Origin of the sequence: Streptomyces incarnatus (genome assembly GCF_001027185.1) — a bacterium.
In the GTDB taxonomy this organism is placed as follows: domain Bacteria; phylum Actinomycetota; class Actinomycetes; order Streptomycetales; family Streptomycetaceae; genus Streptomyces; species Streptomyces puniciscabiei.
The window spans coordinates 721299-737487 of the sequence record NZ_CP011497.1; the positions used below are offsets into that span (position 1 = coordinate 721299).

Here is a 16189-nt window from a genome sequence, read left to right on the forward strand (position 1 = left end):
GCGGCAAGGAGCCGCTCCGGGTGTCACACCTCCAGCCGGCTGATCCGCACCGCTCCCTTCGCCTGCCCCGGAGCGGCGCTCGTGAGGGTCAGCCGCAGCCGGGAGCCCCGTACCGCGTCGAAGGTGATCACCGTCGGGCTGTCCGAGGCGGTGGCCCACTCCACCTCGGCGCCCGTGACCGGGACGTGGGTACGCCCGTCCCACACGGCCACCTCGGCCTTCGCCGGCAGGGCATGGGTGGAGTCCACGGTGAAGGAGACCGCCACCCGGTCGAAGGTCCGGGCGCGCCCGAAGTCCACCGAGACCCAGTCCTCGGCGCGTGCGCCGTCGAACGCGGGCAGCAGCGCGGTGGGCGACTTGGCGAAGGCGTTGGACCAGCCGGTGGCGGGGTCGCCGTCGAGCATCGCGGCGGGCAGGGTGTCCGAACGGCCGGAGTAACTGGCGTCCGCGATGGGGTGGTGCGGGGGCGACGGGTGCTCGGGCCGGAAGATGGGCGCCGGGGTGCGGGCCGTCTCGCGCGCCGGGGTCGTGGACACGCTCGCCGTACCGGTGCGCAGGCCGTCCGCCCGTGCGGTGACCGTCAGGGGGCCCGGCTCCGTGCCGGAGCGGACGATGGCGAGGGCCTTGCCGTGGAACGCGGTGCGGGTGCTCGCCTGGTAGCGCTCGGCGCTCTCCTCGCGGCCGTTGTCGACCCCGGCCAGGGAGCCGCCGCCGACGTCGAAGGTGATCAGGTGCCCGGCGTCGGGCACCACCACGCCGTGCGCGTCGACGATCTCGGCGGTGACGAAGACCAGCGAGCGGCCGTCGGCGGCGAGCGACTTCCGGTCCGCCGTGAGGCGTACGGCGTGCGCTGCGCCGGCCGTGCGGAGGACGTCGGTGGCGACCACCTTGCCGTCCCGCCGGGCCACCGCCTTCAACTCGCCCGGCTGGTACGGCACTTTCCAGGTCAGGTGCAGCTTGCCGGCGCTGCCGGTGGGGCTGGTGTAACTGCCCGGGTAGGGGCCGTCGGTGAAGGTCTTGTCGTCGCCCGTGGCCTCTGTGGTCTCCAGGTAGCCGCGGCCGTCGGTGGTCCGCTTGACGTCGAACCGCCGTACGCCGAGGGACTTACCGTTGAGGAACAGCTCGACCGACGGCACGTTGGCGTACGCCCAGACCTCGACCGTGTCGCCCTCCTGGTGGTTCCAGGTCATCGGCAGCAGATGGACCATCGGCTCGCTCGTCCACTGGCTCCTGAAGAGGTGGTACATGTCCTTGGGGAAGCCGGCCGTGTCGACCGCGCCGAAGAAGGACGTCTTGACCGGGAAGACGTCGTACGGGGTCGGCTCGCCGATGTAGTCGATGCCGGACCACAGGAACTGCCCCGCGAACCACTTGCGGTCTCGGTCCTTCTTGTGCCCGTACTCGCCGCTCATCGTCCAGGAGGCGAGGTTGTTGTCGTAGGAGGAGGTCTCCCGCTTGCCCGGCGTGTGGTTCTCCCCGGTGTTGAGGTGTTCGGGCTCCTGGTACGCGCCCCGGGTGGAGGTCTCCGAGGAGGACTCGGACTCGAAGAGGAACAGGTGGGGGTACCGGGCGTGCAGCGCGTCGACCGACTTGGCCGTGTTGTAGTTGAGGCCCAGGCCGTCGAGCTTGGCGAGCATGAGGTCGGCCGGGGAGCCGGCAGCGGGCACGCCGTGGTACTTGTTCGAGCCGATCACCACCGGCCGGGTGTCGTCGGCGGCCTTGATCGCGCCGATGATCCGGTCGGCCATCGCGAGCCCGGCCGTGGAGGTGGAGTCGGGTATCTCGTTGCCGATGGACCACAGGACGACGGCCGGTGAGTTCCGGGCGGCCAGGACCATCTCGGTGGCGTCCTTCTCGCACCACTCGTCGAAGAAGCGGCCGTAGTCGTACTTCGTCTTGCCGGTGCGCCAGCAGTCGAAGGCCTCCACCATCATCACGATGCCGAGTTCCTCGCAGACCTGGATCATCTGCGGCGAGGGCGGGTTGTGGGAGGTGCGGAAGGCGTTGACCCCCATCGACTTCATGATCCGCATCTGTCTGCGCACCGCGTCGATGCTGATCGCGGCGCCGAGCGCGCCCTGGTCGTGGTGCAGGTCGACACCCTTGATCTTGGTGTACGCGCCGTTGAGGGAGAAGCCCTCCTCGGGGTCGAAGCGGTAGGTGCGGATACCGAAGGGTGTGCTGCAGTTGTCGGTGGTGCGGCCCGCGACGCGCAGCTCGGTGTGCAGGGTGTAGCGGTGCTCCGGGGTGGCGAAGTCCCACAACAGGGGCTTGCCGACGGTGAGTTCATGGGTCTCCGTGGCCCGGTCGGAGACGGCGGCCGTGCTGGACGCGCGGGCCACCGTGCGGCCGTCGGGTCCGGTGATCCGGGACAGGATCCGTACGTCCGTGCCGGCGCCGGACTCGTTCAGCACGGTCGTCGCGACCCGGACGACGGCGCTGCCGGCCGAGACCTCGAGGGTCGTGATGTAGGTGCCACAGCGCGCCACGTGCACCGGTTCGGTGATCACGAGCCGGGCCTCGCGGTAGATGCCGCTGCCGGAGTACCAGCGGCTGCTCGGCAGCTGGTTCCGCACCTGCACCGCGAGCACGTTGGGCGTGCTGCCGTCGGTGTGCACGAGGCCGGTGAGGTCGAGGGCGAAGCCGGTGTAGCCGTAGGGATGGCGGCCGGCTTCCGTGCCGTTGCAGTAGACGTACGAGTCCATGTAGACGCCGTCGAACTCCACCGAGATCCGCTTGCCCGCGTAGGCCGGCGGCAGGGTGAAGGCGAGCCGGTACCAGCCGAGGCCGCCCGGGAGGAAGCCGGTGCCGCTGGTGGTGCCGTGGTCGGTGGTGGGGGTCTGCTCGATGCTCCAGTCGTGCGGGACGGCGACCTCGCGCCAGGCCGAGTCGTCGTAGCCGGGATCGGCGGCCTGTGCGTAGGCGCCGGTGGGATCCGTGATGCCGCCCGGGTCGACCAGGGCGAAGCGCCAGCCGTCCCGCAGGGGCACGGTGTGGCGTCCGCCGGTGCCCGCGGACGCCTCGGCGGCGGCCGCGGCCGGGGCGGCGGGGATGCTCAGCAGCGCTCCGGCCGCGGGTGTCGCGGTGGCGGCGACCAGAACCGATCGGCGAGTGACCGTCATGGCGGCTCTCCCTCATCAGGGCCCAGAAGTACTCACAACTGATCGTGAACAAACAGATTCTGACGGCCTGCCACACACGATCGTCAAGGGTCAGGAGCCCGGAGACCGCTCCCACCGGCACATCGGCCGGATTTCCCCCTTGACCGTGTTCGACCGACCGGCCGGAGAGGGCGGCGGTCGCGGGGTCGCGGGAGTCCCCGAAGCACTACGCTGGAACACGAGAGGTGCCACCTGTTCACTGTGAGTGTGCGCTGGGAGCGGCGACGATGAGCCGGGTCTACCCGTTCGACGACGCGGCGACGGCCCGGGCTGTCATCGACGAGGACGGAACGCTGGTCGAGTGGAACGACGGCGCCAGGCGCCTGCTCGGCCACCCGGCGGACGCCGTCGTGGGCCGTCCGGCCGCCCGGCTCCTGGCCGCGGCGGACATCCCGGACCCGCCCACGGGCCCGCGCTGGGAGGGAACGGTCGGACTGCGCCACCGCGACGGCCGTACCGTCCCGGTGTGGCTGCTCGCCCACCGCCGGCCGGCGCAGGACGGACACGGCGGCAGCTGGCTCGTGGTGACCCCGTTGCCCGGCACGGAACCACCCGCCGAGGACGACCCGCTCGCCGCGGCGGGACTGCTCCAGTCGCCGTGCGCCGTCGCCGTGTACGACACCGAGCTGCGGCTGCGCCGGATGAACGAGGCGATGGCCGACGTCATCGGTCTGCCCGAGGAGCGCCTGCGCGGGCTGCGGCTCGCGGAGATCGGCGGCAAGCCGCAGAGCGAGGACCTGGAGCAGGGCATGCTCCAGGTGCTGACCACCGGCAGCCCGCTCGACGTGCAGACCTACGCCCGCGTCGGCGCCGAGGACCGCGCCCACGCCTGGCTCGCCCGGATGGCCCCGGTCAGGGACGCCCAGGGCCGGGTGCACGGGGTGAGTCTGGCCACGCACGACGTCACCGACAACTACCGGGCCCGCCAGCGGCTGCAGCTGGTGAACGCGGCGAGCGAGCGCGTCGGCACCACGCTCGACGTGACCCGTACGGCACAGGAGCTGGCGGACGTGTGCGTGCCCGCGCTCGCCGACTTCGTCACCATCGACCTGCTGGATCCGCAGGACTACGGCGGCGAGCCCCCGGCCCGCCTCTCGGCACCGCTCACCCTGTGCCGGGCCGCCCACCAGTCGGTCCTGGACGGCGTGCCGGAGGCGGTGCTGAAGCCCGGGCAAACCGAGGAGTACCCGGCCGGCTCGCCCCAGGCGGACGCGCTGACCTCGAGCCGCACGATCATCGCCTCGGTGGCGGCGGGCGAGATGCGGTCGTGGCTCGCCCGGAGCGCCGAGCGGGGCGAACGGGTGCGCGGATTCGGCGTCCACTCCTCGATGTCGGTGCCGATCCGGGCCCGCGGGCTCACCCTCGGTGTCGCGGTGTTCGCCCGGCACCGGCGGCCGGACCCGTTCGCCGGGGACGACCGGCTGCTCGCCGAGGAGATCACCACCCGGGCCGCCGTCTGCATCGACAACGCCCGCCGTTACTCCCGCGAGCGGGAGACCGCGCTCGCGCTCCAGCGCAGCCTGCTGCCCCGCACCCTGCCGCGCACGGCCGCGCTGGAGGCCTCCTCCCGCTATCTGCCGGCCGCGCGGGCCGGGGTGGGCGGCGACTGGTTCGACGTCATCCCGCTGTCCGGGATGCGGGTCGCGATGGTCGTCGGGGACGTCGTCGGGCACGGTGTCGAGGCCTCGGCCACCATGGGGCGGCTGCGGACGGCCGTGCGCACCCTCGCCGACATCGACCTCGCCCCGGACGAGCTGCTCACCCACCTGGACGACCTGGTGGTCCGGCTGTCGGAGGAGTCCGGCAGCGCCACCAGCCCGGGCGAGGCCGGCAGTCCCGGAGAGGTCGGCGCGACCTGCCTGTACGCCGTCTACGACCCGGTGTCCCGGCGCTGCACCCTGGCCCGCGCCGGGCATCCGCCGCCCGTGGTGCTGCGGCCGGGCGGTGCGCCCCAGGCGCTGGACATGCCCGCCGGTCCGCCGCTGGGCCTCGGCGGGCTGCCCTTCGAGGCCACCGAGGTGGAACTGCCCGAGGGCACGGTGCTCGCGCTGTACACGGACGGTCTGGTGTGGTCCCGGGACCGGGATCCGGAGACGAGCCGCGCGATGCTGTACGACGCGCTCGGCACGTACGCCGATTCCCTGGACGGAACGTGTGACCACGTCCTGCACAGCCTGCTGCCGGGCGGGGGCTCCGCGGACGACGTGGCGCTGCTGCTCGCCCGCACCCAGGGCCTGCCCGCCTCGCAGGTGGCGACCTGGGACATCCCGGCCGACCCGGCACTGGTCGGGCCGATCCGCAAACAGGTCGTGGAGCAGCTGGACACCTGGGGGCTGAGCGAGGCCGCGTTCACCGCGGAGCTGGTGGTCAGCGAGCTGGTCACCAACGCCATCCGCTACGGCTCCCACCCGATCCGGCTCCGCCTGATCCACGACGCGGCCACGCTGATCTGCGAGGTGTCCGACACCAGCCCCACCGCCCCGCACCTGCGCCGGGCCAAGATCTTCGACGAGGGCGGCCGCGGCCTGCTCCTGGTCGCCCAGCTCACCCAGCGCTGGGGCAGCCGGCACACCCCGGAGGGCAAGACGATCTGGGCGGAACTGCCACTGTTCGAGGAGGACCGGTAGTCCCTCGAAGAGGCCCGCTGAGCCGGGGCAGCCGCCAGGACCGCACCGCCCGAGGGGCCGCCGACCACGCGGCACACTTCCGGCCCGACCGCCCGCCTCCGGCTCTGGGCCGCTCGGATACCACCACGGCCGCCTCCGGCGCGCCGACCCGCTTCGACTCGGCAGCCCCTCCGACCAGCCAGCCCGAAGGCACCACACCGGCCACGGAACCCACCGCCTGAGGAGAGGCGAGCCGTAGGGGTACCGGAGCCGAAGCAGCCATCCGATCGGAGACCCGCAGGACCTTCCAGCAGAACGGCCGGCCTCAGGGCACGGGGCCCGCCTTCGGCACGGCAGCCCCTCCGACCCGACCGTCCGCCGACGCACGACGGTCCGCTTCTGCTCGGCGTCCCTTCCAGACACGGCAGCCTGTGCCGGCGGGGCGCCCCTTCAGGCTCTGGGGGCCGCCCTGCGCACGTGTCCGCTTCTGCCCGACAGCGCCCATCCGCCTCACCAGCCCTTCAGGTCCCCCCATTCGGCTCGCCGGCCCTTCAGGTCCGACCCCGTCCGGCCCGTCGGCCCCCTTCGGCCCGTCGGCCCACGGGCACGACGCCCGCCGTCACCCCGGTGAAGGGTTCAGCCGCCCGTCAGCCACGGTCGTACCTGTTTGCGGGCCTCGTGCAGGCGGGACTTGAGGGTGCCGAGGGGGATGCCGACGCGTTCGGCGACCTCGGCGTAGTCCAGCTGGCAGATGTCCCGGTAGACCAGCGGCGCGACCAGGTGCGGATGGGTCCGCTCGAGCCGGTCCAGCGCCTCCAGCAGGTCCACCCGGGAGCCGGCGATGACGCTGGTGGTGCGCGGGTCGACGGCGTACGAGGGCTCGATGGCGGCCGGCTGCTCGGCGGCCCGCCGCTTCAGCTCGCGGTACTTCTGCCGGCAGCAGTTGGCGACCACCGTGTACAGCCAGGTCCCGAAGCGGCTGCGCCCCTCGAAGCGGGAGATGTGCCGGGCCACCTGGAGCAGCACGTCCTGGGCCGCCTCCTCCGCGTCCTCCCGGCACGGCAGGAAGCGCCCGCAGCGGCGCAGCACCTCCGGCCGGATCTCGGTGAGCAGCCGGTCCAGGGCCGCGCTGTCGCCGGCGGCGGCCCGCCGGGCGAGGTCTTCCATCGGCGCCTGGTCCTGCACCGGGGTCCCCCTTCGAGTCGATCTCAGGGCAGGCATGATAGTCGTATGCAATCCCAAGGGCGGATCGGCCGCTACCGCCTCGAACGGCCGCTGGGCACCGGCGCCTTCGCCACGGTCTGGCTCGCCCACGACGACGAGCTCCAGGCCCCGGTCGCACTGAAGGTCCTCGCCGACAACTGGGCGCACCGGCTCGACATCAGGGACCGCTTCCTGTCCGAGGCCCGGCTGCTGCGCCGGGCCGGGTCCAGCCGCGTGGTGCAGGTCTACGACATCGGCGAACTGCCCGACGGCAGGCCGTACTTCGTGATGGAGTACGCCGACGGCGGCACCCTCGCCGACCTGCTGGTGCACGGCCCGCTGCCGGTGGGGCACGCCCTCGCGCTGACGGCCGAGGCCGCACGGGCCGCCGCCGCGCTGCACGAGGCGGGCATCGTGCACCGGGACATCAAGCCGACCAACGTGCTGCTGCACACCGCCCCGGACGGCACCCGGCGGGTGCTGCTGGCCGATCTGGGGCTCGCCAAGAGCCTCGCGCAGGCCTCGGTGCTCACGCTGGCCGCGGGCTCGGCGGGCTATCAGCCGCCCGAGCAGGCGGAGCCCGGCGAGGGCATCGACGAGCGCGCCGACGTCTACAGCCTGGGCGCGGTCGGCTATGAGCTGGTCACCGGGAGTGTCCCCGGCCCGCCGGGACGGGTCGTACTGCCCCGGCGGCTGCGTCCGGACCTCGGCCAGGACGTGGAGCGGGCGCTGCTGCGCGCGCTGGAGCCGGACCGGGCGCGCCGCTGGCCCGGCGCGCAGGCGTTCGCCGACGAGCTGGACCGGCTGGCGGCGGGACCGCGCGCACAGCGGCCCGCCCGGCGGCTGGACGGCGTGCGCGGCCGGCTGAACACGGTGACGCTGACCGTGGCCGCGCTCCTCGCCGCGGCAGCGGCCGCGACCGCGGTGACCCTGGTGATCCACCACGGCGGCTCCTCGGACCAGGTGCGGGTCGCGGACTCGACCCGGCGGGTCGCCGTCGAGGTGCCGGCGGTCTTCGGCCGCGAGCTGCGCGACTCCGGCTGGGACCCGGGCGCGCTGGGGCTCGGCAAGGGCCACGAACCGGGGCTGGTGGTGGCCGACGACCTGACCCGGTGGCCCGATCTGAGCACGCCGGTGGACGGCGTGTTCGTCGGGATGAGCGAGCACGGCGACGTCACCGCCAGGGTGAAGGCCCTCACCCACACGGGCTGCCGCTACTCCGGCAGCCGCGGCTTCGCCGACGCCCGGTGGCACGGCCTGGTGCGGGCCTGGAGCGGCTGCCCGGACGGCGGCTCGGTCACGGAGTCCGGGCTCGTCCCGGCGGACGGCACCCGGCAGCCCCAGGTGTACGTGCAGGTGCGCCAGCGGGGCGCCGGGGACGCGACCGAGGGCATACTCCGTTCGCTGAGCGTGACCTGACGGGCGCCTGCGAAGGGTCACGGCGGGGAAGAGAATCCTGCGTGTGCCGAACTTTTCCGGGCCTGCGCGCATCGGAGTGTGAGGACGGCGCACCCGCGCCCTGAGGCACGCGTTCCGGTGCGTGCCGTGAACCTCCAGGAGTGTTGAGCGAGATGGTGTACACATCCCGGTCCGCGCGGCACGGGGCCCTGCTCGTGGGCACGTTCGCCGTGCTGGGCCTCCTGACCGCGTGTGGCAACGGCAAGGACGTCCACACCAACCCACCGATCACGGCCTCCGGTACGGCGGCGCCGGCGACGGGCACCACGAAGAGCCCGGAGGCGGGCACGTCCGCCCCGGCCGCCACGGCCACCGGTGCGGTCCCGGCCGCCCCCTCCAAGGCGGCCCCCTCCGCGAGCGGCGGCGGTACGGCCACGGCCGCGGCGACCACCCGCTGCCACACCTCCCAGCTGCGCGCCTCGGTGGGCCGCAACGACCCGGGCGCCGGCCAGGAGAACTTCCCCGTCGTCCTCACCAACACCTCCGGCCGGACCTGCACCGTGCACGGCTATCCGGGCGCGGCGTTCGTCAGCGCCTCCGGCAGCCCGCTCGGCCCGGACCCCAAGCGTGAGTCGGGCTCGCCGACGACCATCACCCTGCGGCCCGGGCAGAGCGCGTGGGCCGGGCTGACCTTCTCCAACCCCGGCATCAGCGGCGCCAAGACGGCCACCCCGGCCGCGCTGCTGGTGACACCACCGGACGAGCGCGACGCGCTGAAGGTCGTGTGGACGGGCGGAGCGGTGCCCGTCTCCGGGAACTCCTCGTCCGTCTTCCTGTCGGTGTTCAGCCCCGGCACCGCTCCCTGACCTGACCGGACACCCCCGAGAACCCCGCTGCCGCAGCGCCCGGGCAGCGGGGTTCGTCATGTCCGCGCCACAACTGTCACAGGACGGCAACAGGCACCGAAGGCCCCGATCTTTCCCACGACTCCCGTCATCGAACCCGTCGACCCACACCGGCGAGCAGGCCCTGCGGGGGCCGTGACAAGGAAATCGGGGACAAGATGAGCGGGATATCGCGCAGGCGGGTGCTGACGGCGGGCGCGGCGGCGGGCGCCCTGGGCACGCTGGCCGCGTGCTCCTCCGGCACCGGCCTGAGGGTCGACGGCCCGGCGGACGGCAAGGGCACCGCGCAGGCCCGTCCGGTGAAGCCGATCGGCGACGGCTCCACCGCCGACACCGGGCCCCAGCCGCACCAGCCGAAGCCCGAGCGCCTGAAGCCGGGCCAGAAGCCCCCGCAGTTCGTGGTGTTCTCCTGGGACGGCGCGGGCGAGCTGAGCAACCAGCTGTTCTCCCGGTTCCGCAAGGTCGCCGCCGACCACGGCGCCAAGATGACGTTCTTCCTCAGCGGCATCTACACGCTGCCCGAGTCCAAGAAGCACCTGTACCGTCCGCCGCAGCACCCGGTCGGCGCCTCCGACATCGGCTACCTCGCCGACCGGCACATCCACGCCACCCTGCAGCAGGTCCGCGCGGCCTGGCTGGAGGGCCACGAGATCGGCACCCACTTCAACGGGCACTTCTGCGGCGCGACCGGCGTGCGCAACTGGTCCCCGGCGGAGTGGCGCAGCGAGATAGACCAGGCGGTCGACTTCGTGACCAAGTGGAAGACCAACACCGGCTTCACCGACCTCGAGCCGCTCCCCTTCGACTACCGCAAGGAGCTGACCGGCGGCCGTACCCCCTGCCTGGAGGGCCAGTCCAATCTGCTGCCCACGGCGGCCGCGCTGGGCTGGAAGTACGACGCCAGCTCCCCCGGCGGCCTGCAGATCTGGCCGGGCAAGGTGCAGGGCGGGAAGATCTGGGACTTCCCCCTGCAGTCCATACCGTTCCCCGGGCACGGCTTCCAGGTGCTGTCGATGGACTACAACATGATGTTCAACCAGTCCGCCGGCAACCCGAACGGCGACCGCACCCAGTACGACGCCTGGCGCACCCAGGCCCGCGACGCCTATGTCGCCGGTTTCCAGCGGGCGTACACCACCAACCGCGCCCCCTTCTTCATCGGCAACCACTTCGAGCGCTGGAACGGCGGCATCTACATGGACGCCGTCGAGGAGGCGATCGGGAAGATGGCCGCGTACGGCGACGACGTGCGGTTCGTGTCGTTCAAGCAGCTGGTGGCCTGGCTGGAGGCGCAGGACCCGGCGGTGCTGCGCAAGCTGCGCACGCTGGTGCCGGGTCAGGCGCCGGCGGGCGGCTGGGAGGAGTTCCTGGGCGCGGCGGGCAGCCGCACGTCGTAAGCAGTTCGGCATCGGTCTGCTTTCATGGGCGGGCATTCTCTGACCCTTTGCGGAAGGACCCGCCCTGAACGCCCCGCTCGCCGAAGCGCTGTCCGCCGTGCTGCTCGTCGCCGTGCTGGCCTGGGCGGTGGTACGGCCCTTCGGGTGGCCGGAGGCCGTCATGGCGGTGCCCGCCGCCGGCTTCGCGGTCGTGACCGGGGCGATCTCGCCGGCCCAGGCCGGGGCCGAGGCGGAGCGGCTCGGGCCGGTGGTCGGGTTCCTGGCGGCGGTGCTGGTGCTCGCTCACTTCTGTGATGTGGACGGGCTGTTCCAGGCCTGCGGGGCGTGGATGGCCCGGTGGGCGGCGGGCCGGCCGGTGCGGCTGCTGACGGCGGTCTTCGCGCTGGCGTCCGCCATCACCGCCGTCCTCAGCCTGGACGCCACGATCGTGCTGCTCACCCCGGTGGTCTTCGCCACGGCCGCGCGCACCGGCGTACGGCCGAAACCGCATGTCTACGCCTGCACCCACCTGTCGAACACCGCGTCGCTGCTGCTGCCGGTGTCCAATCTGACGAACCTGCTGGCGTTCGCGGCGAGCGGGCTGAGCTTCACCCGGTTCGCGGCGCTGATGGCACTGCCGTGGCTGGTGGCGATCGGCGCCGAGTACCTGGTGTTCCGGCGGTTCTTCGCCCGGGACCTCGCGACGGCGGCACCGACGGGCGGGGACACCGGTGCGCCGCCGCGGCTGCCCCTGTTCGCCCTGGTGACGGTGGCCTGCACCCTGGCGGGATTCGTGGTGGCGTCGGCGTTCGGGGTGGAGCCGGCCTGGGTCGCGGCGGCGGGCGCGCTGGTGCTGGCCGGGCGGGCGGTGGCCCGGCGGAGGGCGACCCCGCTGACCGTCGTACGCGCGGCGGCCCCGGCCTTCCTCGCGTTCGTCCTCGCGCTGGGCATCGTGGTGCGCGCGGTCGTCGACAACGGGCTCGCCGACGTGCTGGGACATGTCCTGCCGGGCGGTACCGGGCTGCCGGCGCTGCTCGGGATCGCCGCGTCGGCCGCCGTCCTGGCCAACCTGATCAACAACCTGCCCGCGGTGCTGGTCCTGCTGCCGCCGGCCGCACCGGCCGGGCCGGGCCCGGTGCTGGCGGTGCTGCTCGGGGTGAACATCGGCCCGAACCTGACCTACGCGGGCTCGCTGGCCACGCTGCTCTGGCGGCGGATCGTGCACCAGCACGAGCACGAGGTGGACCTCGGGGAGTTCACCCGGCTGGGCCTGCTCGCCGTGCCGTCCTCCCTCGCCGTGGCGGTGGTGGCACTGTGGGGGTCGCTGCAGGTTCTCTGAGGTCGTACGGGCGCCGAGGGAGGCCGACCGGATGCGTGTGATCGCCTGGCTCGTCGAGGGCACCTGGCCCGGCTGCGTGGACGCGGTCCGCGAGCATGCGCCGGACACCGCCGAGGTGGTGCTGCTGCACGTCAGCGGGCCCGAGGTGCCGGGGCTTGCGCACGGCGCGTTCGCGGGGCTGCTCGGCCGGGGGCATCCGGAGAGGGATCCCGGCGACCGGGTGGAGGCACTTGGCGGGAGTTCGGGGGCCGAACTGCTGGACGCGGCCGCCGAGCGGCTGGGCCGGCCCTGTGCGCGCGAGGAGCGGTCGGGGCGGGTCGAGCGGGAGGTGGTGGCCGCCGCCGAGGGCGCCGATCTGCTGGTCCTGGCCCGGGACGGCGACCGGTCCCGGCTCGGGCCGAAGAGCCTCGGCCCGGCGGTCCGGTTCGCCGTCGACCACGCGCCCTGCCCGGTGCTGCTGGTGTGGCCGGAACCGGCGCCGGGGCTGGGCACGATCCCGCCGCCCCCACCGCACCACCCCTGAGTCAGCGGCGGTGCCGGCCGTCGCCGTAGCCTCCGTATCCGCCGCCGCTGCCGTATCCGCCGCCGCCCCACCCGCAGTAGTACGGGTACGCCGAGCAGGGGTCGGACGTGGCGGACGGCGTGGGTGCCGGACCGGACCTCGAGGCCGTGGGCGCCGGGGTGGGCGACTCGGTGCTCCTGGTCGGGGCGGGCGCGGGGCTCGTCGGTCTCGGGGTGGTGTTCGGCGACGGGGAGTTGCGGCTGTCCCAGTTGACGTTCTGCATCTGCAGATCGGGTTCGGCGGTGTCGAGGCTCCACCGCTGGGCGGCGCCGGGGGCGCGGTTCTTGAGGACGAGCGCGCCGGAGCCGTCGGTGGCGGCCGGGGTGAGGGCCAGGTCCTGGTCGAAGCGGGGGATCAGGGCGCCCTGGAGGGTGAAGTCGTAGCGGATGTTCCTGGCGGCCTTCCCGGTGGCCGAGCAGGGGGCGAGGACGACCGAGTAACCGAGGTGGGAGTCCAGGCACAGGCCGGGCGCGGCGGAGTCGCGCAGCAGCCCGTCGGTCTCGTACGTCCACTCCTGGCTCGGGGTCGCGGAGCAGGGGACGAGTCCGGTCTCGGCGCCCTCGACGGCCTTCTTGCCGACGACGCCGACACACAGCCCCGAGGCGAGGTTGTGCAGCCGGCCGTGCAGGGTGCCCTGCCCCGCCCCGTGCGCACCGGCCCAGGAGGCACCGGGGCTCGGGGCGTCCTTGCCGGGCGCCGGCGACGACGCGTCCTTTCCGGCCGGACCCGGTCCGTCGCCGGACCCGAGCACCGACCACAACACCAGCGGGAGCACGACCAGCCCGCTCACGGTCCCGACGGCCACGACCAGATTGCGCCGCTTGGCCCGGCGCGTACGGGCCGCACGACGCGCCGACCGGCCGGAGTCGGCGGTGTCCCCGCCCCCACCCCCCGACCCACCGGCGACGCCGGAGCGCCGGGCAGAGCGGGAGCCGAAGCCGGAGCCGGCAGCGAACGCGGCGACGCGGGGGCCGGCGGGGTCGGCGGCGTCGGCTGACGCGAAGGCGGAGCCAGGACCGGCGAAGTCGGCCGAGGCGGACGGGCCGGGACCGGAGGCGATCGGGGTGGCAGGAGCGGGATGGGAGGCGATCGGGGCGGCGGGAGCGGGACGGGAGGCGGCGGAGGCGGACCGGGCGGCGGCAGCAGCGGAACCGGACGCGGCGGACGTCGCTGTGTCGGCGTCGGCAGCGAGGGCGCGGCGGTGCGGGGCTCCGGCGGTGGCGCCTCCGCCCGTCGCCCCCGGGACGCCGCCCGGACGCTTGCCCCCGGTGGAACCACCGCGGCTGTCCCCGGCGGAAATGGAAGCACCCTGAGGCGTGGTCCCGGCGGAGCCGTCCCGCCCCGCGGTCTCCGCGGCGTCGTTCCGGGGCGTGAACTCTGCGGAGTCCTCCGGACGCGCGGACTCGGCGGAGCGCCCGCGGCGCCTGCGCCCGGCGGAGCCGGCCCAGCGCTTGCCCCCGGTCGCACCACCCCCCTGGGCGGAGTCGGCGGAACCGGTCCGGTGCGGTGGCTCGGTGGGCAGGAAGGGCTCGCCGGACGGGGGTGCGACGGTCTCGGGCCGCGGGGCGGGTCCGGCCGGTTCCTCGGCGCGGTTCGCCCGGGAGTCGACGTAGGCCTGGGCGCCCCAGCCGAGGACCGCTTCGGCGAGGGCGAGGCCAAGTCCGGTGTTGAACGTGGCGAGTTGGTCGGCCGTACGGCTGCAGTGGCCGCACCGGCCCAGGTGCTCGCGCAGATCCGGGTCGATGTCGACGCCGCCGCGCCGGAACGTCACGTCGAGCATGCGCTGATAGCGCCGGCACTCGTTCTCGGGGGCGAGTTCGCGGTGGACCTGGAGGCACTCCTCGCGCAGCCGCTCCCGGGCCCGGCGGAGCTCGACGCGGGCGTCCTCCTCGTCCAGGCCGAGCAGCGCCGCCGGTACGGCGAGCGGTTCGGCCTCGACCTCCGTGTGCCACAGCACGGCACGGGAGGTCTGCGGCACCCGCTGGAACGCCCGGGACAGCAGTCGCCGGCCCGGCGGCGGCAGCAGGCGGGCGGCGGCACGCTCACCGGTCGCGCCGGACCGCAGCGCCGGGTGGAGGAGTTCCTGGCGGCCGTCGGCGTCCCACTCGGCCGCGATCCGCCGGACGGCGACCAGCACATGGGGCCGCCAGGCGGCGGTCGGCCCGGACTGGCGGAGCGATTCCCCGAACAGCCGGGTGAAGGCGGCGGTGGTGAGCATGCCCGCGGCCCGCGGCCCGTCCGTGCACAACCGCGCGTAGGCGAAGGCCGCTTCCCAGTGCCGGTCGAGGAGTTCGCCCACGGGATGGAGCGCGGGCGTCCCGCCGGTCCACTTCTTCAGCTCGGCACTGAGTTCCTCGTCCGACCGGCCTGCCTCATTCACGACTGCATTCCTCCACACGTGATACGGAAATTAGTCCATACCAAGCAGTATGGGAAGGTGGTGGGGCTGCTCGAACGTCCACCTGAGGCGGCTCTTTTGAAGCGTGGGGGGTGTACGGGGAGCGGCCTGGCGCATACAGAGGAAATGCGATGAGCCTGCGCGCCGACAGCGCACACTTTCGCACAGCAGCACACGCCGGAACAAGGGATCTTTCAATTCTCGACACCGGCCGTGGTGCTGTTCGTCATTGACACGGATTCAAGGAAATCCTTTTCTTCCCGTTACCGCCCTTCGCCCGCCCGGTAGGCGCCGGGCGGCACTCCGTGGTGTTCCCGGAAAACCCGGCTGAAGTGGCAGGGACTGCTGAATCCGGAGGCCGCCGCCACCCGTTCCACCGTGAGGTCGGTGGCCTCCAGCAGCCGGGCCGCGTGCCGCAGCCGGGCCTCGCGCAGCGCCCGCATCGGGGACCGCCCGGTACGCAGGGTGAACAGGTGGGCGAAACGGGACGGGGACAGCACGACGCTCTCGGCGAGCGAGCGGACGGTGTGCGGGGCGCCGGGGTCGGCGGCGATCAGCTCCTCGGCCCGGCGCACCCGGGCGTCGGCGTCCGGTGCGGGCACCGGCGTCCGGGGACCGCCGGCGGCGAGCAGCACCACCTCCTCCAGCGCGCACAGGGCCAGTTCCCGCGCCGGGCTGCCGTGGGCCACCGCCACCGGGTCCGGCTCGCGCGGGGTGTCCTCGCGCGGGGTGTCCTCGGCCGGTCCGCGGGCGTCGGCGAGCATCCGGAAGAACGCCGCGTCGATCCGGCCGTGCAGGACACCGGGTACGGACGGCACGGCGTACAGGCCGTCGGACACGGCGTACGGGGCGAGCCACGCCGTCCAGGCCGGGCGGGCCCGGCAGTGCGTCCACCAGAACCGCCGGCTCCCGGCGCCGGGCGCGACGGTGTAGCGGTGGGCGGTGCCCGGAGCCAGCACCACCAGATCGCCGGCGCCCGCGCGGGCCCGGGCGGCGCCCTGGCTCAGCAGTCCGCTGCCGCCCAGGGTGAAGGTGAACTGCCAGCTGTCCGAGCCGCGGGGCCGGTTGACGCCGTAGCCCGGCGGCTGGTCGTAGCGGCCGGTCACCACCGGTCCGGGCGGCGGGGACGGGTCGGCGGCGGCAGCCGTCACGGGCAGGTCCTCAGCAGGCACGGGCATCCTCCCGTCGGGTGCGGCGGCCTAGCGCGACGGATCAGTGACCACCTGACCACCGGACTCCTG

9 protein-coding genes and 1 pseudogene are annotated in these 16189 nt (G+C 73.9%); 6 read left to right on the forward strand and 4 right to left on the reverse strand.

From position 1 onward, the window contains the following. Positions 1 to 23 precede the first annotated feature (23 nt). Positions 24 to 3122: a glycoside hydrolase family 2 TIM barrel-domain containing protein gene (locus ABB07_RS03135; RefSeq protein WP_208897115.1), complete on the reverse strand. Its 3099-nt coding sequence runs from the start codon at positions 3120 to 3122 to the stop codon at positions 24 to 26. Between the two features lie 266 nt (positions 3123 to 3388). Between ABB07_RS03135 and ABB07_RS03140 the strand changes: the two genes are divergently transcribed. After that, positions 3389 to 5788 (forward strand): SpoIIE family protein phosphatase, encoded by a 2400-nt coding sequence (locus ABB07_RS03140; protein ID WP_208897116.1) that lies wholly within the window; start codon positions 3389 to 3391, stop codon positions 5786 to 5788. A 615-nt stretch (positions 5789 to 6403) separates the two neighbouring features. Here the strand turns inward: ABB07_RS03140 and ABB07_RS03145 are convergent. After that, entirely contained in the window at positions 6404 to 6952 is a 549-nt protein-coding gene (locus ABB07_RS03145) for an RNA polymerase sigma factor (RefSeq protein ID WP_208897117.1), read from the reverse strand. A gap of 45 nt (positions 6953 to 6997) precedes the next feature. On the opposite strand from ABB07_RS03145, the gene ABB07_RS03150 reads away from it, so the two are divergent. From ABB07_RS03150 to ABB07_RS03170, 5 genes are all read left to right on the forward strand, one after another. Beyond that, the gene (locus tag ABB07_RS03150; protein WP_208897118.1) at positions 6998 to 8389 is read left to right on the forward strand and encodes a serine/threonine-protein kinase; all 1392 of its coding nucleotides are present in this window, start codon (positions 6998 to 7000) and stop codon (positions 8387 to 8389) included. A 152-nt stretch (positions 8390 to 8541) separates the two neighbouring features. Then, positions 8542 to 9234 carry a DUF4232 domain-containing protein gene (locus ABB07_RS03155; RefSeq protein WP_208897119.1) on the forward strand — a complete coding sequence of 231 codons (693 nt, stop codon included), beginning with the start codon at positions 8542 to 8544 and terminating at the stop codon, positions 9232 to 9234. Between the two features lie 197 nt (positions 9235 to 9431). Further along, positions 9432 to 10670: a polysaccharide deacetylase family protein gene (locus ABB07_RS03160; protein WP_208897120.1), complete on the forward strand. Its 1239-nt coding sequence runs from the start codon at positions 9432 to 9434 to the stop codon at positions 10668 to 10670. Between the two features lie 64 nt (positions 10671 to 10734). Beyond that, on the forward strand, positions 10735 to 11988 hold the full coding sequence (locus ABB07_RS03165; RefSeq protein WP_208903254.1) for an arsenic transporter: 1254 nt from the start codon (positions 10735 to 10737) through the stop codon (positions 11986 to 11988). A 31-nt stretch (positions 11989 to 12019) separates the two neighbouring features. Continuing rightward, a complete protein-coding gene (locus ABB07_RS03170; protein WP_208897121.1) occupies positions 12020 to 12511 on the forward strand; it encodes a universal stress protein in 492 nt (163 codons plus the stop codon). 220 nt (positions 12512 to 12731) lie between these two features. On the opposite strand, the pseudogene ABB07_RS03175 reads toward ABB07_RS03170, so the two are convergent. Together ABB07_RS03175 and ABB07_RS03180 are read right to left on the reverse strand one after the other, a co-directional pair. Further along, positions 12732 to 14930 (reverse strand): annotated as a pseudogene (locus ABB07_RS03175) (RICIN domain-containing protein); the annotation flags it as partial. Between the two features lie 281 nt (positions 14931 to 15211). Then, positions 15212 to 16126 (reverse strand): AraC family transcriptional regulator, encoded by a 915-nt coding sequence (locus tag ABB07_RS03180; protein WP_208897122.1) that lies wholly within the window; start codon positions 16124 to 16126, stop codon positions 15212 to 15214. Positions 16127 to 16189 lie beyond the last annotated feature (63 nt).

What these genes read in the sequence shown, in the direction of transcription:
- ABB07_RS03135 (WP_208897115.1), bottom strand. Translation starts at nt 3,122, where the DNA reads ATGACGGTCACTCGCCGATCGGTTCTGGTCGCCGCCACCGCGACACCC.
- ABB07_RS03140 (WP_208897116.1), top strand. Translation starts at nt 3,389, where the DNA reads ATGAGCCGGGTCTACCCGTTCGACGACGCGGCGACGGCCCGGGCTGTC.
- ABB07_RS03150 (WP_208897118.1), top strand. Translation starts at nt 6,998, where the DNA reads ATGCAATCCCAAGGGCGGATCGGCCGCTACCGCCTCGAACGGCCGCTG.
- ABB07_RS03155 (WP_208897119.1), top strand. Translation starts at nt 8,542, where the DNA reads ATGGTGTACACATCCCGGTCCGCGCGGCACGGGGCCCTGCTCGTGGGC.
- ABB07_RS03160 (WP_208897120.1), top strand. Translation starts at nt 9,432, where the DNA reads ATGAGCGGGATATCGCGCAGGCGGGTGCTGACGGCGGGCGCGGCGGCG.
- ABB07_RS03170 (WP_208897121.1), top strand. Translation starts at nt 12,020, where the DNA reads ATGCGTGTGATCGCCTGGCTCGTCGAGGGCACCTGGCCCGGCTGCGTG.
- ABB07_RS03180 (WP_208897122.1), bottom strand. Translation starts at nt 16,126, where the DNA reads ATGCCCGTGCCTGCTGAGGACCTGCCCGTGACGGCTGCCGCCGCCGAC.